This is a genomic window from Lamprobacter sp. (assembly GCF_034860625.1).
In the GTDB taxonomy this organism is placed as follows: domain Bacteria; phylum Pseudomonadota; class Gammaproteobacteria; order Chromatiales; family Chromatiaceae; genus Lamprobacter.
In genome coordinates, this window is sequence record NZ_JAYESN010000087.1 from 1 (window position 1) to 18,087 (window position 18,087).

The 18,087-nt window shown below is 63.6% G+C and carries 16 protein-coding genes; 8 read left to right on the forward strand and 8 right to left on the reverse strand.

Annotated elements, in window-relative coordinates; all coding sequences use genetic code 11:
* From VBE63_RS18485 to VBE63_RS18495, 3 genes are all read right to left on the reverse strand, one after another.
* Positions 1-2,988 (reverse strand): efflux RND transporter permease subunit (locus VBE63_RS18485; RefSeq protein ID WP_323684493.1); only part of this gene is annotated, 2,988 nt, incomplete at its 3' end.
* Positions 2,989-2,998: 10 nt separating this feature from the next.
* Positions 2,999-4,288 (reverse strand): efflux RND transporter periplasmic adaptor subunit, encoded by a 1,290-nt coding sequence (locus VBE63_RS18490; RefSeq protein WP_323684494.1) that lies wholly within the window; start codon positions 4,286-4,288, stop codon positions 2,999-3,001.
* 76 nt (positions 4,289-4,364) lie between these two features.
* Positions 4,365-7,055, reverse strand: a complete 2,691-nt coding sequence (locus tag VBE63_RS18495) for a UPF0182 family protein (RefSeq protein ID WP_323684495.1) — start codon at positions 7,053-7,055, stop codon at positions 4,365-4,367.
* A 518-nt stretch (positions 7,056-7,573) separates the two neighbouring features.
* Here VBE63_RS18495 and VBE63_RS18500 point away from each other — a divergent pair.
* The 4 genes from VBE63_RS18500 (at position 7,574) to VBE63_RS18515 (ending at position 10,353) form a co-directional block, all read left to right on the forward strand.
* On the forward strand, positions 7,574-7,729 hold the full coding sequence (locus tag VBE63_RS18500) for a DUF1328 domain-containing protein (protein ID WP_323684496.1): 156 nt from the start codon (positions 7,574-7,576) through the stop codon (positions 7,727-7,729).
* Between the two features lie 107 nt (positions 7,730-7,836).
* Positions 7,837-9,318: a nodulation protein NfeD gene (locus VBE63_RS18505; RefSeq protein ID WP_323684497.1), complete on the forward strand. Its 1,482-nt coding sequence runs from the start codon at positions 7,837-7,839 to the stop codon at positions 9,316-9,318.
* Between the two features lie 3 nt (positions 9,319-9,321).
* Positions 9,322-10,134, forward strand: coding sequence for a slipin family protein (locus tag VBE63_RS18510; protein ID WP_323684498.1), 813 nt, complete (start codon positions 9,322-9,324; stop codon positions 10,132-10,134).
* 84 nt (positions 10,135-10,218) lie between these two features.
* The gene (locus VBE63_RS18515) at positions 10,219-10,353 is read left to right on the forward strand and encodes a DUF3096 domain-containing protein (protein ID WP_323684499.1); all 135 of its coding nucleotides are present in this window, start codon (positions 10,219-10,221) and stop codon (positions 10,351-10,353) included.
* A 211-nt stretch (positions 10,354-10,564) separates the two neighbouring features.
* Here the strand turns inward: VBE63_RS18515 and VBE63_RS18520 are convergent, their stop codons facing one another.
* Complete coding sequence (locus tag VBE63_RS18520) at positions 10,565-10,990, reverse strand: TusE/DsrC/DsvC family sulfur relay protein (RefSeq protein ID WP_323684500.1); 426 nt, start codon at positions 10,988-10,990, stop codon at positions 10,565-10,567.
* A gap of 377 nt (positions 10,991-11,367) precedes the next feature.
* Here VBE63_RS18520 and VBE63_RS18525 point away from each other — a divergent pair, with 377 nt between their 5' ends.
* Positions 11,368-12,159, forward strand: coding sequence for an FAD-binding oxidoreductase (locus tag VBE63_RS18525; RefSeq protein WP_323684501.1), 792 nt, complete (start codon positions 11,368-11,370; stop codon positions 12,157-12,159).
* 10 nt (positions 12,160-12,169) lie between these two features.
* On the forward strand, positions 12,170-12,394 hold the full coding sequence (locus VBE63_RS18530) for a hypothetical protein (protein ID WP_323684502.1): 225 nt from the start codon (positions 12,170-12,172) through the stop codon (positions 12,392-12,394).
* A 476-nt stretch (positions 12,395-12,870) separates the two neighbouring features.
* Here the strand turns inward: VBE63_RS18530 and VBE63_RS18535 are convergent, their stop codons facing one another.
* From VBE63_RS18535 to VBE63_RS18550, 4 genes are all read right to left on the reverse strand, one after another.
* Positions 12,871-13,170 (reverse strand): hypothetical protein, encoded by a 300-nt coding sequence (locus VBE63_RS18535; RefSeq protein WP_323684503.1) that lies wholly within the window; start codon positions 13,168-13,170, stop codon positions 12,871-12,873.
* 195 nt (positions 13,171-13,365) lie between these two features.
* Entirely contained in the window at positions 13,366-13,494 is a 129-nt protein-coding gene (locus VBE63_RS18540; protein WP_323684504.1) for a hypothetical protein, read from the reverse strand.
* Positions 13,495-13,515: 21 nt separating this feature from the next.
* Positions 13,516-15,171 (reverse strand): hybrid sensor histidine kinase/response regulator, encoded by a 1,656-nt coding sequence (locus tag VBE63_RS18545; RefSeq protein ID WP_323684505.1) that lies wholly within the window; start codon positions 15,169-15,171, stop codon positions 13,516-13,518.
* A gap of 9 nt (positions 15,172-15,180) precedes the next feature.
* Positions 15,181-16,641, reverse strand: a complete 1,461-nt coding sequence (locus tag VBE63_RS18550; protein WP_323684506.1) for an ATPase domain-containing protein — start codon at positions 16,639-16,641, stop codon at positions 15,181-15,183.
* A gap of 345 nt (positions 16,642-16,986) precedes the next feature.
* Here VBE63_RS18550 and VBE63_RS18555 point away from each other — a divergent pair, with 345 nt between their 5' ends.
* Both VBE63_RS18555 and VBE63_RS18560 read left to right on the forward strand, forming a co-directional pair.
* On the forward strand, positions 16,987-17,430 hold the full coding sequence (locus VBE63_RS18555) for a YbhB/YbcL family Raf kinase inhibitor-like protein (protein WP_323684507.1): 444 nt from the start codon (positions 16,987-16,989) through the stop codon (positions 17,428-17,430).
* 110 nt (positions 17,431-17,540) lie between these two features.
* Complete coding sequence (locus tag VBE63_RS18560) at positions 17,541-17,963, forward strand: putative PEP-binding protein (RefSeq protein ID WP_323684508.1); 423 nt, start codon at positions 17,541-17,543, stop codon at positions 17,961-17,963.
* Positions 17,964-18,087 lie beyond the last annotated feature (124 nt).

Below are 18,087 nucleotides of genomic sequence, written 5' to 3' on the forward strand. Positions count from 1 at the left end.
GATCAGGATCGGGTTGTTGACCACGGTGCCGAGCAAAATCAAAAAGCCCAACATCGAGATCATATCGAAGGGCTGGTGCACCGCCTCAAGACCGATCAGGGGCAGCAGCGCGCCGACCGCATTGAGCAATGCCAGCCCGGCGATGCCGCCGGCGATACCAAGCGGGATGGTGACCATGATCAGCAGCGGATAGCCCCAATGGGTGAAGATCGCGACCATGACCAGATAGACGATCACCAGCGCGACGATGAAATTGGTGCGCAGCGATTGCTGCGTGGCCTGCAACTGGTCGTTGGCGCCGGAGATCTCGACCGCGACATCGCTCGGGATTGCGCCAGCCGCCTGCAGATGCCCGAGTACATCGCGCTGGACGATCTCGACGCCGGTCTCGAGCGCGACGGTCTCGGGCGGGATGATGTTCAGGGTCACCGCGCGGCGGCCATCGACGCGGCGGATCATGCTGGTGTCGACGGTCTCGACGATGTCGGCCAGCGCGGCGAGTGGCAGGACAGAGCCGATCGGCGTATAGACCGGCAGGCTGCCCAGTGTCGCCACCTCGGCCTCGGTGCCGGCGCGGCTGTAGAGAAAGATGTCGATCTTATCGTCGGCGAGGAAGAACTCGTCGGCGAAGGCGCCGTCGGTCAGTGCCGCGACCGTGTAGCCGAGATCGGCCGCGCTCATGCCGACCTCGTTGGCGCGATCCCAGTCGGGCCGCACCTCGATCAACGGCTGCGCCAGCGACAGCGTCGACGGATTGGCCTGGATGCGCGGATCATCGAAGACCTCCTCGGCGCGTCGGTAGGCAGCCAGGGCGACCTCATAGATCGCCGCCAGGCGCGGCCCGGTGATGTCGAGGTTGACGCTGCGGGTACCGCCCTCGTTGCTGGTGATGATCGAGCCGCGCGAAACGAAGGTGCGCATGCCCGGAAACTGCTCGTAGGCCTCGCGCAGCGCATCCATTAGCTCATCGATCTGGGTTGGATCGACCGACTCGGTGATGATGCGGATGCCCTGCGGATCGATGCCCATGTTCAGGTACTGCATCGCCGGCACCGGGTCCTCGCCGCGCTCGAAGGCGGTGGGATCGGCGTCGACATAGGGCATCAGCTGCTGCTCGAGCTGGTGGCCGATCTCGGCCATCTGCTCCAGGTTGTAGCCCGGCGGCGCGTTCATCCGGGCGAAGGTCTTGGCCTCCTCGCCTTCGGGCAGGTAGGCGGCCGGTGGCGTCAGGCCGATGACGATCGCAGCGCTCGCGAGCACCGTAACCCCAATGGTCGCCGCACGGCGCAATGGCGTGCGAATCAGCGCATCGACGCTGGCCAGCACGCGCCCGCGCAGCCCCTGTTTGGAGCCTTTACCGACTTGCGTTTCGGGCCGCTTTCCGGGCGGCGGATTGGCATCTAGTGTGGCCCCATTTCCGCCGGCTCCCTCGCCGTTGCTGCCTGCATCCCCGCTCCTGAGCTCATTCCCGCGCGCGGTCTCGTCCCCATCTCCATCCTCGGCATGGAAGCGCATGCGCGCCGCGGCGGTCGGGATCACGGTGATCGCGACCAGCATTGAGGCCAGGATCGAGGCCGAGATCGCGATCGCGATGTCGGAGTAGAGCTGGCCGGCCTCTTCTTCGATAAAGAGCACCGGTGCGAACACCAGCACCGTGGTCAAGGTCGAAGCCAGCACGGCCGGCCAGACCTTCTCGACACCGGCGATGGCGCTGCGGAGCCGGTCCAGTCCGCGGCGGCGCTCCAGCTCGATGCTCTCGAGCACGACGATGCTGTTATCCAGCGTCATGCCGATGGCGAAGGCGACGCCGGCGAGTGAGATGACGTTGATGGTGCGCCCAGCCAGCAGCAGCCCGAGGAAGGCGGCGATGGTGCAGATCGGGATGCCCATCACGCCGATCAGCGTCGCCCGCGCCGAGCGCAGGAAGGCGTACATGACCAGGGTCGCGAACAGCGCGCCGAGCGCCAGATTCTTCCAGACGTTGACGATCGAGGCCTGCACATAGACGACATCATCCGCGGTGTGCTCGAGCAGCATGCCGGCGGGCTTCAGGACCTCCTCATTGATCGCCTCGACCTCGGCCATCACCGCCTGCTTGATGGCGATGACGTTAGAGCCGGTCACCCGGCGCACCGCTAGGCTGATCACCGGCTGGGTGTTGACGCGCGACAGATCGCTCAGCTCGAAGTGATCGAGCACCACGCGGCCGACGTCCTGCAGCCGAATCACGCTGTCGCCGCGCCGCGCAATGATCAGCGTCTCGATCTCCTCCACCTCATCGAAACGCCCGACGGTGCGCAGCAGATAGCGACGCTTGCCGCTGTCGAGCTCGCCGGCGGAGATGTCCTGATTGCGTGCGCGGATGGCATCGCGCACATCGACCACACCCAGATCGCGCTGGGCCAGACGCTCCGGGTCGAGCAGGATGCGGATCTGGCGCTCGGCGCTGCCGCGGACCTCGATCTGCGCCACATCGGCGACGCCCGAGAGCCGGGTGCGCACGCGGTCCTCGATGAAGTCGCGCATCATCGGCATGTCCAGACCACGCGGATTGCCGGGCAGTGGCGCGATCCGAAAGTACATGAACGAGTTCTGGGAGAACGAGGTCGCGAAGATGCGCGGCTCATCGACGTTGACCGGATAGGATGGGACCTGGTTCAGCGCATTGTTGACCTTGATCAGGGTCTCGGTGATATCAACGCCGAACGGGAATTCCATCTCGATCTCGGCTGAGCCGTTCGCCGCGCGGGCGATAAAGCGACGCAGGTTGGGGATGGTGCGCAGGTACTCTTCCTGCTCGATCAGGATCTCCTTCTCGACGTCTTGGGGTGTGGCGCCGGGCCAGGAGGTACGCACCGTGACCGTCCGTACCTCGAGATCCGGGATCATCTGCACCGGAATGCGCAATGCCGCGGCGACGCCGAGCACGCCGACGATGAGCACGATCACCGTCATCAGCACGCCGCGGCGGATGAGTGCCTCGAACATCGCGCGCGCCTCAGCCCGAGGTCCTGTCTGGTGGTCGGTCGTCCGATCCGATTGGCGGTCGCTCTGCTTGCTGCTCAGCTGCTTGATCAGCTGCTTGATCAGCTGCTTGATCAGCTGCTTGCTCTGGTCGCTGGTCTGCCGCCTGGTTACTTGAGCGGTGGTCTGGCTGATCGCCTGATCCGCCTTGCGACCCCTCTGATTTCTGAGATTGCTGTGCTTCCTGCGAGCCATCCTCCAGCACGCGGACGGTTTGATCCGGCTCCAGCGCCTCATTGCCCTCGACCACAACCGGCACCCCGGCCGCGAGGCCATCGCGGATCTCGACTCGGTCGCCGAAGGCCAGCCCGAGCGTCACTTGGCGCTCCTGCACCTGCGGCGCCTCACCGGAGCGGTCCAGTACCCAGAGGCTGACGCGGCCATCCGGATGGCGCAGCAGCGCATCGCGGGAGACGGTCACGCCGACGCGGCCGCTATCGAGATACAGCGTTCCTTGCACCGACATTCCCGGTGTCATCACCGATGTAATGCCCAGCGTCATCGCCGGCTGGCTCCTCGCCGCATCGGCCGGCAGCACGCGTAACAAGAAGGTGCGGGCCGCGGGATCATTCACCGGCACGATGGCCTGGATGTCGCCGGCAAAGCTGGTGTCCGGCAAGGCCGTCAGTCGCAGCTCGACTCGGGTATCGGCTTTCACCAATGGATACAGCTCTTGCGGCACCCGAAAGTCAAAGCGCAGGCCGTCGGTCGCCACCAGGGCCATCACCGCCGACCCCGGTGACACCCACTCGCCCAGCGCCGCATGCCGCCGGCTGATGACGCCGGCGAATGGCGCCTCGATGCGATGCCGCGCCACCCGCGCCTGCTGATGGCGCAGATCGGCCGTCGCAATCGCCTGCTCGGCAGCGGCGATCTCGGCCGCGGCCGCACGCGCCTCCAGCTCGCTCTCGGCAAGACTGTGGTCCCGAATCAGATCCTGGCCTTCGCGTAGCAGGCGCTGCGCCTCGGCCAACGCCGCAGCGGCGCGCTCGGCCTCGGCGCGGGCCGCTGCCAATGCATGCTCGGCGAGCTCGGCATCCAGCTCGACCAGCAGATCGCCGGGCTGCACCCGGTCGCCGGCATCCACCGGCAGCGCGGTGACCAGGCCCGCCACCTGCGTCGACAGATTCGCCGCATGCGGTGAGGTCAAGCTGCCGGTGATCCGCTCCTGGCGAATGATCGGCTGCGCGCGGGAGTCGGCCACCGCGACCGGAGCCGCCTCCCCGAAGGCCGACGGCAGAGGCAACTGCAGCAGTATGGTCATCGCGATTGCAGCGACGGTGCGCGTGCAGATTGGCATTTGCATTTGTACCCAATCAGCATCCACCCAAGGATTGTAATCAGGAAGATTCTGTGTTGCGGGTCACCTCCTTGGCCTCCGTAACATCTGGCGGCTCCTCCCGTGGCGTCGCCGTCGGCTCCGGCTGGTCTTGCCGCGTCGCTTTAATCCGCTCGTGCAACGACTGAATCCCCTCCTCAAGCGAGGAAGCCAGGACCACCAGCGACCCCTGACTGACGATGAGCTGCGCAAGCTGGGGCAGTGGTGACTTCGTCGTCGTCTGCAGGAAGATGCCTTGGATGTAGGTCAGCACACCATCGACCGGCACCACGACCAGGCGTCCGCGGCTAGCTTCCGAGCCTCGTCGGCTCCACAGGGTCAGCTCCTGGGAGATCCGAGGGTCCTGTTTGATGAAGGCGTTAACCTGCTCTGGGCCATAGACGAGCGTGCCCTTCGAGAAGTTGTAGATAATGATCCGACCGTAGCTGTCACCGTCGTTGCCGGCGACAGCGAGCGCACGCATTCCCGGTTGACCCAGTTGGTTCATCGGCGCGAGCAGGATGTACTCGAAGCGATCCGGCTCGATCAGGTTGAGCGTAAGGTAATGCGAGCGCTGCTGTTCATTGTCCGCGTGCCACGGTGAGAGCGGTAGCTCCCAGGCGTCCTCCTGGTTGTAGAAGGTCTCCGGATCGGTCTGGTGATAGCGGGTGTAGAGGTCCATCTGCACATCGAACAGGCTCTTCGGGTAGCGCAGATGCTGCTTAAGCGCCTTGGGTATCGCCTCGAAGGGCTTGAACAGGCCAGGATAGCTGCGCGCATAACCAGCGGCCAGCGGGTCCGACGGATCGACAAGATAGTAGTCGACGCTGCCGTTATAGGCATCCACGATCACCTTGACCGAATTGCGGATGTAATTGAACGGATGATCAAAATGTTCGACCTGACCATCATAGGGCTTGGAGTAGGGGTACCATTTCGAGGTGGTAAAGGCGTCCTGTATCCAGTACAGCCGACCATTGGCGATCGCGAGATAGGGATTCGGGCCAAGCGTCAGCCCTGGTGTTAGCGTTTTGATGCGCTCGCGGATATCGCGCCGGAACAGCAGCCGGCTCTCGTCGGTCATCCGCGTGGTGTACAGAATGTTGCGCTCGCCGAAATACAGCGAGAAGATCAGCTTGCGGAAGAGACTGCTGACCGGCACGCCACCGCGACCCGCATAGTCGGTCAGATGCGTCTCGTCGGATGCGGCATAATCGAGTTCGTGGCTTGCATTCGGCGCGATGACCGGATGCAGATCGGCAGCCCCGTAGTAGATGGCTGGCTCATCGATGGACAGACCCGCCACGGCATCCGGCGGAATGCCTTGGATCAGCCATTCGATCGGCTCGTCCGCCGGCTGTGCGGCCGAGGTCATGACGAGGCCGTAGCCATGGGTGTATCTCAGCCAGAAGTTGACCCAGGTCTGGCGCGACTCACTCAGCTTCTCAAGGTTAATGTGACGCGCGGCGAGAAAGACCTGGCGATAAGCATCCTCTATCTCGTAGCGATCGACGCTCACCTTGTCAAACGCGTAATAGGGCCGGAATTCCTGCAGCTGACGATAGACTGACAACAGCTTGTCATCGTCCCAGATCGGGATGTTCCGCAGGCTAAGTCGGATCTCGGGTGTAATCTCCTCCCAGCCCTCCTCTCGGATGGGATAATCTCGCGTCTCGACCGCTTGCAATCCGTAACCGGCCAGTGTCGCCTTGATATTGTTCGCGATGAACGGCGTCTCGCGCGTCATCTCGGCGGGCTCAACCACAAATTCACCGACCTGCTCGGTCAGGGACGGCGTGTACCGCACTCCGACCACCGCGAGCAAGAGGACCAGGGTCCCCGCAAGCCAGAGTATGCCTTTGCCGGTATTGAGCAGAAACAGTAGCAGCGCACCGGCGAGGAGCGCGAGCACCGCCGCAGCGGCGATCAGCGGTAGCGTCACCATCATCTCCTCGTAGCCTGGGCCGTGGAACAACGGTTGATGCGCGTCCGTGTAGAGCAGCTTGTAGGCGTCGCCGAGGAAATAGAAGCTGCCCATCAGGATAAGGAGTAACAGGGTCAGGCTCAGATGCAGCCGCGCGCCGCGCCGCAACCCTCCGCTCGCCCTCGGCATCGCTCGGTGGTCGAGCCAATACAGAAACCCGAGCCCAAGCAGCATGACCACGAGCGCGATCATGACCTCGGTGTATAGCAGCCTGAAGAAGGGCAGCGAAAACAGGTAGAAACGGATGTCATGCCCAAAGACCGGGTCGCTGATATTGGCCTTTGGCGCCAGCAAGAACATGAGTGCCTGTTCCCAATGGAAGAACAGCGGTAGGGCGACGATCACCGCCAGGATCAGCGTCAATGGCAGGTATAGGGCCAAAGAGCGCTTCTGAAAGCGTCGATAAAACCGGAGAGAGGGACGCTCGTTGTTGGCCCGTTTGGTGTCGCTGGATTCGGATGCCGTCGCCCTTGGACGTGGCGCCCCAAGGTACTTGCTGCCGATCCAGAAGTTGGCAAAGAAGAGCGCGAAGAAGAACGCGGCCGCGACCGCGAAGACCAGATAGCGATAGAGCAGACGCTGCCAGAAATAGACTTCATAACCGAGCGACTGGAACCACCAGAGATCGACGAGGAAGTCCCTGACCACCACGCCCAACACCACCAGCAAAACGGTGACAACCAGCAGCAGGCCAATCAGGGAAAGGGACAGGGTTTTCCAAGAACGCATGTCGATACCTCAAGTCATCACCTAGCCGAACTCAACTCAGCGGCCGCTTCGCTCGGCAGTCGTTGCCTATAGCGAGCGTCACGCTCAACAAGGCGCTTGCACGCATCGCACCTTGATCCTCTTAAGCACACCTCATGCCGTCTCAACTGGCGCGTCCGACCAAGGGACGCAGAACGCCTGAGCGGTTGCCAGCGCGATCACGCTTCCTGTCTGGTTCCTTTTCCGGTGCACTCCGGGTCCGGTGCACGCTGGGCAGACTGGGCAGACTGGACAGGCATCGGGTCAATTGACCCCGGAGTGGGCGATAAGCCCCAACGATTCAGGGATCGCGAAGGACCTCGGTTTCATTGATGACCGGGACGGAGCGCCCCCAGACGGGACGCTGGCCTCGATCGGGATCTCATGCAACACCCTTTTCCTCGGGTTTCCTCGGTTTCCTCCGTTTTCCTCGGTACTGGCATCCTTCTTGTATCACTGAAGGGACAAAGTGATGATCTGTTTCAGATTGGAGAAATTGCATGATTCAGTGGGCTTTAATCTTTCTTGTCGTGGCGATTGTTGCCGGAGTGTTCGGTTTTTCGGGGATCGCCGGTACCGCAACCGAGATTGCGTGGATTCTGTTCATTGTCGGCCTCGTGCTGGCCGTCATCTTCTTCATCCGCGGGCGCGCCTAGTCGATATCCCGAGTTCGATCAATGCGTGTAAAGCGTATTGATCGGCCCGGGCCAGCCGGTCGTCACTGGCACCGCCCGCTATATCGACCGATAACCTGATCAACAGCATGTCGATTCGCAGCCTCATCGCCATCCTGCTACTGCTCGCGACCGGTCCGTTTCCAGACGCCGCAGCCGAGGCGCGCGAGGCACTGGTCATCCCGCTCGACGGCGCCATCGGCGCCGCCACCGGCGAGTTCGTGGTCAGTGGGATCGAGGATGCCGCCGCAGCTGATGCCGAACTGGTCATCCTGCGTATGGACACCCCAGGCGGCCTGGATCAGGCGATGCGCCGCATCATCAAGGCGATCCTCGCCTCGCCGGTGCCGGTGGCCAGCTTCGTCGCCCCGCCCGGTGCGCGGGCAGCGAGCGCCGGTACCTATATCCTCTATGCCAGCCAGATCGCCGCCATGGCGCCGGCAACCAATCTCGGCGCCGCCACGCCGGTTCAGGTCGGCGGCGATCTGCCGGGACTCGGCGACCGCTCCCCGACCGGCGAGGGCGCCGCCGCCCGCGCTGGCGCCGGTCATGAAAACGCCAACGCCGATGGCAATGGCAATGGCAATGGCAATGGCAAACGAACCGGCTCCCAGGACAACGCGAGCGCGTCCGAGCGCAAGCGCGTCAATGACGCCGTCGCCTATCTCCGCGGCCTGGCCGAGCTGCGCGGGCGCAATGCCGATTGGGCCGAGGAAGCGGTGCGCGCTTCGGTCAGTTTGGAATCCAGTGCCGCCGCCGAGCGCGACGTGATCGATCTGGTCGCCGACGACATCCCCATGCTGTTGGAGCGCATCGACGGCCGCCGCGTGCAGACAGCAGCCGGCGAGCGAACGCTCACGACCGCTGGCATCGCCGTGCGCGAGCTCGAGCCCGACTGGCGGATCAGGCTGCTGGCGGTGATCGCGAATCCTAATGTCGCCTACATCCTGCTGCTGATCGGCATCTACGGGATCATCTTCGAGCTCTCGAACCCCGGCGCCCTGTTCCCGGGCATCATCGGTGCGATCAGTCTGCTGCTAGCGCTCTACGCGCTGCAGGTGCTGCCCGTGAACTACGCCGGCGTCGGCCTGATCCTGCTCGGCATCCTACTAATGGTCGGCGAGGCCCTAGCGCCAAGCTTCGGGGCGCTCGGCATCGGCGGGTTTGCCGCGTTCCTGTTCGGCTCGGTGATCCTGATGGATGAAGAAGGCGGCGCCGTCTCCTGGCCGGTGATCGGCATCACCGCGGGCTTGAGCGCCGCATTATCGATCTGGGTGATCGGACGTTTCATCGGCCTGCGCCGCAAGACCTCGGCGGTCGGCCTGGACCACCTGGTGGGCGAGACCGGAGAGGCACGCGCGGACTTCGGCGGCATGTCGAACAAGGCAGGCCAGGTTCATATCGAGGGCGAGCTGTGGCAGGCCAGCAGCCAGTCACCGGTTCGACGCGGCGAGTCGGTGCGGGTGCTCGCCGTCAACGGCCTGAGACTTGAGGTCACGCCCGCTTCTTCCTCGCCCGATCCTGCAGCCAACCACTCGCCTGCCCAGTCGCCGGCCCCATCGACGGAGTAACCCATGGTCTACAGCGCATTGCTCACCTACCTTCTCCCCCTGGGCCTGATCATCCTGTTCCTCGGCTCAGCGATCCGCATCCTGCCCGAGTATCAACGCGGCGTGGTCTTCTTTCTCGGCCGCTTCCAGGCGGTCAAGGGCCCTGGGCTCATCCTCATCGTTCCCGGTATCCAGCAGGTGGTGCGGATCGACCTGCGGGTGATCACCATGGATGTCCCCGAGCAGGATCTGATCACCAAGGACAATGTCACCGTGCGCGTCAACGCGGTGCTCTATTTCAAGGTGGTCGAGTCCGACAAGGCGGTGATTCAGGTCGAGGATTACCAGATGGCCACCAGCCAGTTGGCGCAGACGACACTGCGCTCGGTGCTCGGTCAGCATGACCTCGATGAGCTGCTCTCCGAGCGCGAGCGACTCAATCGCGACATCCAGACCATCCTCGACGACCAGACCGACGCCTGGGGCATCAAGGTGGTCAATGTCGAGATCAAGCATGTGGATCTGAATGAGAACATGATCCGCGCCATCGCCCGCCAGGCCGAGGCCGAGCGCAACCGGCGCGCCAAGGTGATCAACGCCGAAGGCGAGCTCCAGGCCGCGGAGCGGCTGCGGGGCGCGGCGGAGGTGATCTCCACGCAACCGCAGGCGCTGCAGCTCAGATACCTGCAGACCCTCGCCGACATGTCTAGCGACCGCGCCACCACTGTCGTCTTCCCGCTACCGATGGAGTGGCTCAGCGCGCTCACCGGCGCCCCTGGCATGCAGTCTGCGTCAAAGCAAGACGCCGATCCCGAGACGTCAAAACGCTCGTCCTGAGGCCCCATCCCTCCCCACCAGCCGTTGCCGCGCTTTGTGCGGCGCATCATTCCCAACGCTTGATTCCTAAGAGGAGAAACACCGATGTTGAACCCCATGATCCAACCCATCATCGCGCTGATCGCCGGAATCCTGATCCTGGTCCGGCCTTCTCTGCTCAACTACGTGGTCGCGATCTACCTGATCGTCGTCGGCCTGCTCGGCCTGCTCAATCTCTGAGCGGGACCGAATTGCAGTAATACCTCAGCGGTTGCGCTCATGGCGTCGCTGCTCTACCTGACCAGGCTGAGCAGAGCACCTAATGCGCTTGGCGCCTGAGGTGTCACTGACCCCTCACTGATGCGGCAATGAGGCTCGCTGGCTAGCAGCCGGCGGGCCTTCCAATGCATCGCTTTCGACCGACCAGCCTCTCGTTCAAACAGAGACTCCTTCAGCGCGGCACCTGAGGCGTTCCCAGCCCTTCGAACGCCTCCTGATTCTCCATATAGGTGCGGGCCTCCTCGCCGGGGTTCGGAAGGCCGGCGAGTCGCCAGACGTCGATTGGGCCGCCGAAGAGGGTCAGGATACAATCAGGGTCCAGCCCAAGGTCATGACAGAGCGTCGGCTGCACGGGCAGCATGCCGCTGTCGAGATAATCGGCGCGCACCCGATCAATAAGGCGCCAGTGCGCCTCGCTCAGCTCTCCGAGGTCCATCTCTGCCGCAAGTCTCAATGCCAGATCGCGGTTCCAAAAGCTCGGGTCTTTGAAAAAGCCGTACTCGTCGAGCATGTCCGCATGCAGACGCCCATCAATAGGCTCATCGTCGCGCTCCAGATCATCTGGAGCCGGCTGCTGGTTGGACTTCTGACTGGCCATCGAATACCTCCAACTCGTCGCAATCAATCCCCCCGCCGCGGCGCGTCTCGGACGACGGTCGGTGCGGGCTCATTATTAACATCAAGCAAGGCGTACACCAGCTGCTAGACGACTCGTTGGCAATTCCAGACTTGGCGTCAAGCGCGGCGCAATGCGCGCAGATCGCGTCTGGGATCAGGCATCAAACCCGCCATCCCTGGCCTGGAACCTGGCTTCCCGGCCAGGATGTTCGAAGAGACCGGCTTGCAGGTCAAGGTGGTGGATTTCCACCTGGGTAGGGCCAGGTGCACCAATGGATGCAGCGCCAAACCTGCTAAGCGCACCCGCCATCAAGGCAAAGCAACCGAGCCAGTTCTTTGGCATCAGGCTTGCTCATCTTGTCATCGACCCGCGAGATGCGTGGCCTGCGGCATGTCTGTCCGGTCGGCGCCGTCGGTCGCGTCATCGCGGTCCTCACCGATGATCTATCCGGCTCATCTCTCTATCTGTCGACGGAGCTGCCGATGTCCCACGACGCAACCCTATTAATGACCGAATTTGTCACCCACGACGTCCAGCGTCTGCTGCTGATGCGACCGGAGGGGCTCGATTGGCAGCCAGGACAGGGTGTCGAGGTCCATATCGACACTGACGAATGGCGCGACGAGGGCCGACCCTTCACCCCGACCTCCCTACCCAATGACCAGCTCTTGGAGTTCACGACCAAGCGCTATCCCAAGGGCGACGGCATGACCGTGGCACTGCATGCGCTGCAGCCTGGCGCTCGGCTCAAGCTCAGCGACGCCTTCGGCACCATCACCTACCAGGGCCCAGGCACCTTCATCGCCGCCGGCACCGGCGTGACGCCCTTCCTCGGAATCTTGCGCCGGCTCGCCGCTGATGATGCCTTGGACGGTCACAAGCTGCTGCTAACCAACAAGGGCGAGCGCGACGTGATCTGCGAGAAGGAGCTGAAGCATTATCTGGGCGATGACTGCTTACTGACCTTCACCCGCGAGCACGAGCCTGGAGATCAGGGCCAGCGCATCGACCTCGACTTCATGAAGTCCCACCTCTCGACGTTCGATGGGATGTTTTATGTCTGCGGGCCAGATGCCTTTGTTGAATCGATCAATGACCAGCTTAAGGAACTCGGCGTGCAACCGGGGCAGCTGGTCTACGAGCAATGAGGGGGAGATCATGGAGCGCAACCTGTTCGTGCTCGGCATCGACGACTTCAATCTACGACAGCTCCGTGCCATTCGCAATGCCGACAATGATCGCTTCCACCCGCTGTCGCCACCGGCGGCCAATCATGTCGGCGCTGGTCAAGTGATTCGAGCAAGACAGTTGCCAGCTCAGAGTCCACCACCGACGTCCGCCCACAATGGATGCTGCTTCGCGGTCAACTCCACTTCTCAATGAGAAGCCGCGATGACACGCAAGCCGTCGAAACCATTGAGGCGGCGCAGGCGGGAGGCGACCTCGTAGCCATCGCGTCCCGGCAGGCCGATATCGAGCACCACCGCAGAGCGGGGATGGTATCGATTTTAAGAACCATCCGCCGCGTGGGCATCCACGCCTGGCGAGGACATTCCGCCGTGAATTGGGCAATGGGCACGCAGACCGCGTGCCAAGCTCGAGCGCATGCGGTTGAGCATACGTCTCGGTTGGCCGGTCCAGATCCATGAGCAAATCGCCCAATGTTTCGTTAGAAGGCAGCAGGGCACCGGGAGTGACCGGGTGTTTCTCGACGCTGCGCTCCAGCGCGGCCGCAGAGCGCATCAGCCTGATGGCCGTCCACGCAACCTAGGCGCCAGCTCCCCAAGCAGCCTTTGAGACTGGATCGAGTCCAACCCGAGATTCGCCTCCGCTGACCTCGGGCATAGCAACCAACGCGATCACCGCGCGCCTTCATCGATGACGCAACAGTCGACCATCCGCGCGCGGCAGTCCCTGAGTTCGCGCTGCAACGCGGCCAGCTCCCGCAGCAGGCGCCCTGCACTCAGCTCCGTCTGAATGCGCGCGCGCTGCAGCTCGCTGAGACGATGGCGAACGGCTGAGACAGATTCGTCGAGTCGTTCTGTGCGATAGCGCTCGAGCTGGATGACGTTGGTCTCCGTTTGCGCTTGGGCTGGCAGCTGCGTGCCCCTCTGCAGGGTTTCAGTGGCGTCCCGCGCGGCCGATGCGGTTTGTCTCATGGCATTGACTCCTCGAGCGTTGGATCAATCAGGTGCCCGGGGACGTTCGTGCCCGGATCGCTGCTGAATGAAGCAACGATCGGTCCACCCCTCTGTCCTCGCTATTGCTGGTGTGCGCATCTCGCGTCTCCGTCAGCGCGAACGGCAAATGAACCCGACATGGTGCAAAACACCCGGATCTCATTTTCGCCACCACTATCGCGTCTCGACAGCAGAGCCGGTCTGCTCCTTCTCGCCGGAGTCGCCGCCATTGGTCTGCTCGAGGAAGGCGGAGGCCAACCCTTCAACGAACCCGGACAGATCACCGAAAGGCCTCAGAGACACAGCGGGCCGTTGAGCTGGCGTTCAGCCTCCAGCAATGGCCGCTTCCAGCTCCGGCATCGCCACCGGCTTGGCCAGGTGACGGTCGATGCCGGCGCGGCGTGAGCGGCGGCGGTCCACATCGCGGCTAAAGCCGGTGACCGCGATCACCCGCAAGTCGTCGAAACCCTTGAGGCGGCGCAGTCGGGTGGCGACCTCGTAGCCGTCGAGACCGGGCAGGCCGATATCGAGCACCACCACATCAGGCCGGTGGGACTCGGCTGCGCTGAGACCGCTAGGGCCGTCGTGCGCGAGTACAACATCATGCCCACGCAGCTCCAGCAACCGCTTCAGGCCGTTGCCGAAGTCGAGATTGTCCTCAATCAACAGGATGCGTTGTGATGGGAAGGGCGCCTTCCGCATCTGCTGTGGCTGCTGCTGGCCTTGCTGCTGGTCCTGGTCCTGGTGCTGTTGCTGTTGTTCCGGCTTCAGTTCCGGCTTCAGTTCCTGCTGCTCCTGCTCCTGCTCCTGCTCATGAACAGCCGCCGTCGGCGATGCCGCTTGCAGCGGCAGCACGACGCGGAATTGGCTGCCTTGGCCAGGACCCTCACTCTCGGCCTGGATGCTGCCAGCGTGCAGCGCGACCAGCGAGCGCGCCAGCGTCAACCCGACCCCCAAACCGCTGCGCGAGGTCTGTGGCTCGCCCGCGCGTTGGGGCGCCTGAAAGAAGGGCTCGAAGATGTGCGCCTGGGTTTCGGCACTCATGCCGATCCCTTGATCGCGGATGCAGACCTCGGCCAGGCCGTCCGTGGTTCGGGCACTGAGCGAAATCGTCGTCTCGGGCGGTGAATAGCGACTGGCGTTGACCAGCAGATTGGCGAAGATCTGGCGCAGCCGGGTCGCGTCGGCCCACAGTGGCATGGGGTCATCGCCGATCTCGAGTTCGAGCCGTTGGCCGCTGTCGTCCAGCCTCGATTGCACCTGGACGACGACCTCGTTCAGCGCCGTGTTCAGACTCAGCGCCTCGCACTGCAGGCTCAACTTACGCCGGTTGATGCGCGAGATATCGGAGAGATCGTCGAGCAGGCGTTTGATCTGCGCCGATTGCGTCGAGATCACGCCCAGGCATCGCGCGGCCTGGGGGGCGTCGAGCCGCAGCGACTCCAAGACCTCGCCGCAGGTCATGATCGCCGCGAGCGGATTGCGCAGTTCGTGGCCGAGGGTGGCGAGGAACTCGTCGCGCTGGGCAATATGCTCGGCGCGCTCGTCGAGCAGGTCGCGAATCCGGTACTGCTGACGGCGCTCGCGCAGCGCCAACTTGACCGTATTGACGAACAGGGTGCGGTTCACCGGGCGCTCGATCAGGCGGACATGGCCGTAGAGGTCATCGTCGCCCAAGGCCTCGACACTGACCTGCGCGAGGCGCCGGGTGAGCACGATCAGCGGCAACGACGACCACGCTTCTTGCTGCCGAAAATGCTCCCGGATCGAGGCGCCGGCACCGCCGCGCAACGCCTCGCCCGCCACCACGAGGGCGGCGGCGGGCTCGGCTAAGGCTTGATAGAGGGCCTCGGTGTCGGCGCAGATGTCCGGTTGCAGCTGGGCCTCACGGAGGAAGCGCTCGCAGACCGAGGCGTCAGCGGCGCTCGGTGCCAGGATGAGGATGCGCTCGGCCTTGCTGCTGGGGGTGCTGTCAGCCATGATCCTGACTCAAAGCAGGGGCTGATCGGCGCCCAGATACTCGGGCATACCGCTGAGCACGCCACGAAACTCACTCAGCGGTTCGCCGACGATCACCCCGCCTTGACCGAACTTGTACTCGCGGATCCTGCGTTCGTGATCGCCATAGCGCTTCTTCATCACCGAGAGCGCATAGCGTATCGCGCCATAGGCCTCGAAGTAGCGCTGGGCGATGACGGTGTCGGTCAGATAGCTCAGATCGACCGGGAAGCCCTCCTGCCGATTCAGTGGACCCGGCTGCGTCAGGGTAATCAGCGTCAACGCCCCATGCGCGCTCAGGTAACTCAGCAGATCATGCACCTGCAGGTTGAGCATCGGGTCGTTCGGCATCGCCTGGAAGTAGCCATTGAGGCTATCGATGATGATGATCTGGGTCTGCTTGTGCTCGACCTCGTCGGCGAGCTCGCGCGCCAGCTCACCCGGCGCGACCTGACCCGGGTCGATCTGGCGCAAGTTGAGCCGCTCCGAAGCCAGTGCGGCGTCGATCGCAAGGCCTTGGCTGAGGGCGCGTTTGCGAAAGGTGGTCAGCGACTCCTCGAAGGCATAGAAGGCGACCCGCTCACCCCGTTCCGCGGCGGCCAGCGCGAAGCCAGTCACCAGGGTCGATTTGCCGCAGCCGGGCGGACCGATGACGCCAACGCTGGTACCGCGCTCGAGGCCACCACCGAGCAGCGTATCAAGGGGCGCGCTGCCGCTTGAGACGAGCCCATTGTGGGCGGGCGTTGAGGACCGATCAGTATCCAGCCGCGGGAACAGGCGCAAACCGCCGGTCTCGATGCGCAGGTCATGATAGCCGCGGACATAGGCCTGGCCGCGCAGTTTCGGCAGCCACAGCCAACGCCGGCCGGGCCCGTAATCATGCACCCGCTGCTCCATGCGGACGATGCCCCAGGCCAGACTGCGCGGGTGCAGCTGCGCCGGCCCGTCCGGCTCGTCGATAACCAGCAGCGTGGTGCCAAGCTCAAGGGCCTTGGTGCGGAAGCGCTCGACATGACGCCGGAATGACGAGGATTGATCGCTGTAGACCCGTAAGGCGGCCAGGGTGTCGAGGACCAGGCGCTGCGGTCGCAGGGTCTCCATCTCGGCGAGCATGGCCTGCACGCGGTCTTCAAGGGCGATCTCGGAGAGATCGAACAGGGCGGTGCTGTGCACCTCATCGGCGCTGATCAGATCGCGCATCTCGAGGCCGTCGATCGACCAGCCATGCGAGGCGGCGATCAGGGCGATCTCTTGCGGGCTCTCGGCGAGCGAGATCAGCAGGCAGCGCTCGCCGCGACGCAGCCCCTCGAGCAGGAACTGGAGTCCAAAGGTGGTCTTACCGGTGCCTGGGCTGCCTTCGATGAAATACAGCTGGCCCTGCCGGAGTCCGCCTTGCAGGATATCGTCTAGACCCGGGACACCAGAGGGTATGAACGCGGTCGAGGTCGACATGGAGTGGCTCCTTGATCATTGCGCGAGCCAGCCTTACTGCGCCGGCTTCCTGACGAAACGCTCTGGCGAAACGCTTGCCGTTAGGTCAACAAAGGCGGAGCTTTTGATTCGCCGCCTCTCCGTAGATTCAACCATCAGTCGGGCGAAAAGACCAGATTATTTGGCTGCGGCGCGCTTGATCGTGATCGGGCTCGATTGTTAACACCTCTGAACGGCGCTCTCTATCTCGACATTTGGTCGTTTTTTCGGCCTGCTTGAGGTGCCGTCGCGCCAAGGGAGACGGGATTGGCTCAGCCGTTGCTTGAGCCTGAGTAACGCGCAAACCATCGCAACGGAGATCGAATCATGTCGATGCAGCTGTCATCCCCCGCCTTCACCAACGGCGAGCGTCTCCCCGATCGCTATACCAAGGCCGACGCCAACGACCAGCCGGAGCTGATCATCGCCGGCGTGCCCGAGGAGGCCCAGGAGCTCGCGGTGATCTGCCATGATCCGGACGCGCCCATGCCCAATGGCTTCACCCACTGGACGCTGTACGGCATTCCAGCCGGGACCGAGCAGATCCCGATGAATGCTGAGAAGCAGTTCCGTCCGGGCACCAACGATTTTGGCGACATCGGCTGGGGCGGCCCGCTGCCACCGGAAGGTCATGGCCCGCATCATTACGACTTCTGGCTCTACGCGCTAGACAGCCCCGTATCGGGCATGCCGGACCGCGAGACCTTTCTGCGCGACTACGGCGCGCATGTCATCGATCAGAGCCGCATCATCGGCCTCTACGAGCGCTGAGGTAGGGAACTGAAGGTTCTCGATGCGATCATCAGCCTTGATGATCTTCATCGAGCGCCTTCCGCGGGTGATGATCCCCCTTCTGCAGCACACCGCTGGAGGCCGACCGGGTGCTCGAGGTCATGGCCGAGCAGGGGCTGAAGCGCGGCGAGCGCGGGCTCGAGGTCACTGTGATGTGCGAGATCCCATCGAACGTGATCCTGGCCCGAGACTTCGCCTCGCGCTTCGATGGCTTCTCGATCGGCAGCAATGACCTAACCCAGCTCGTGCTCGGCGTCGATCGCGACTCCGATCGGCTGGCGCATCTGTTCGACGAGCGCAACGATGCGGTGCGCCAGATGATCACGTCAGTGATCGACGAAGCGCACCAGCGCGAGCGCAAGGTGGGGCTCTGCGGCCAGGCGCCGAGCGATCACCCGGATTTCGCCGCCTTCCTGGTGCGCGCCGGGATCGATTCGATCTCGGTCAATCCGGATAGCTTTCTGTCAGTGAAACAGGCGGTCGCCGAGATCGAACGCACAGCCTCCGGCTGAGACGCCGGTCGGGACAGCGAGCCGCAGTTGACTTTGTCGATCTGCTCCCAGGCTGGGTCGTCTAGATCGTCGCCGGCATCGATTCGGTCGCAGACCTGCGGCAGCGATTTGAGTACCTGTTTAT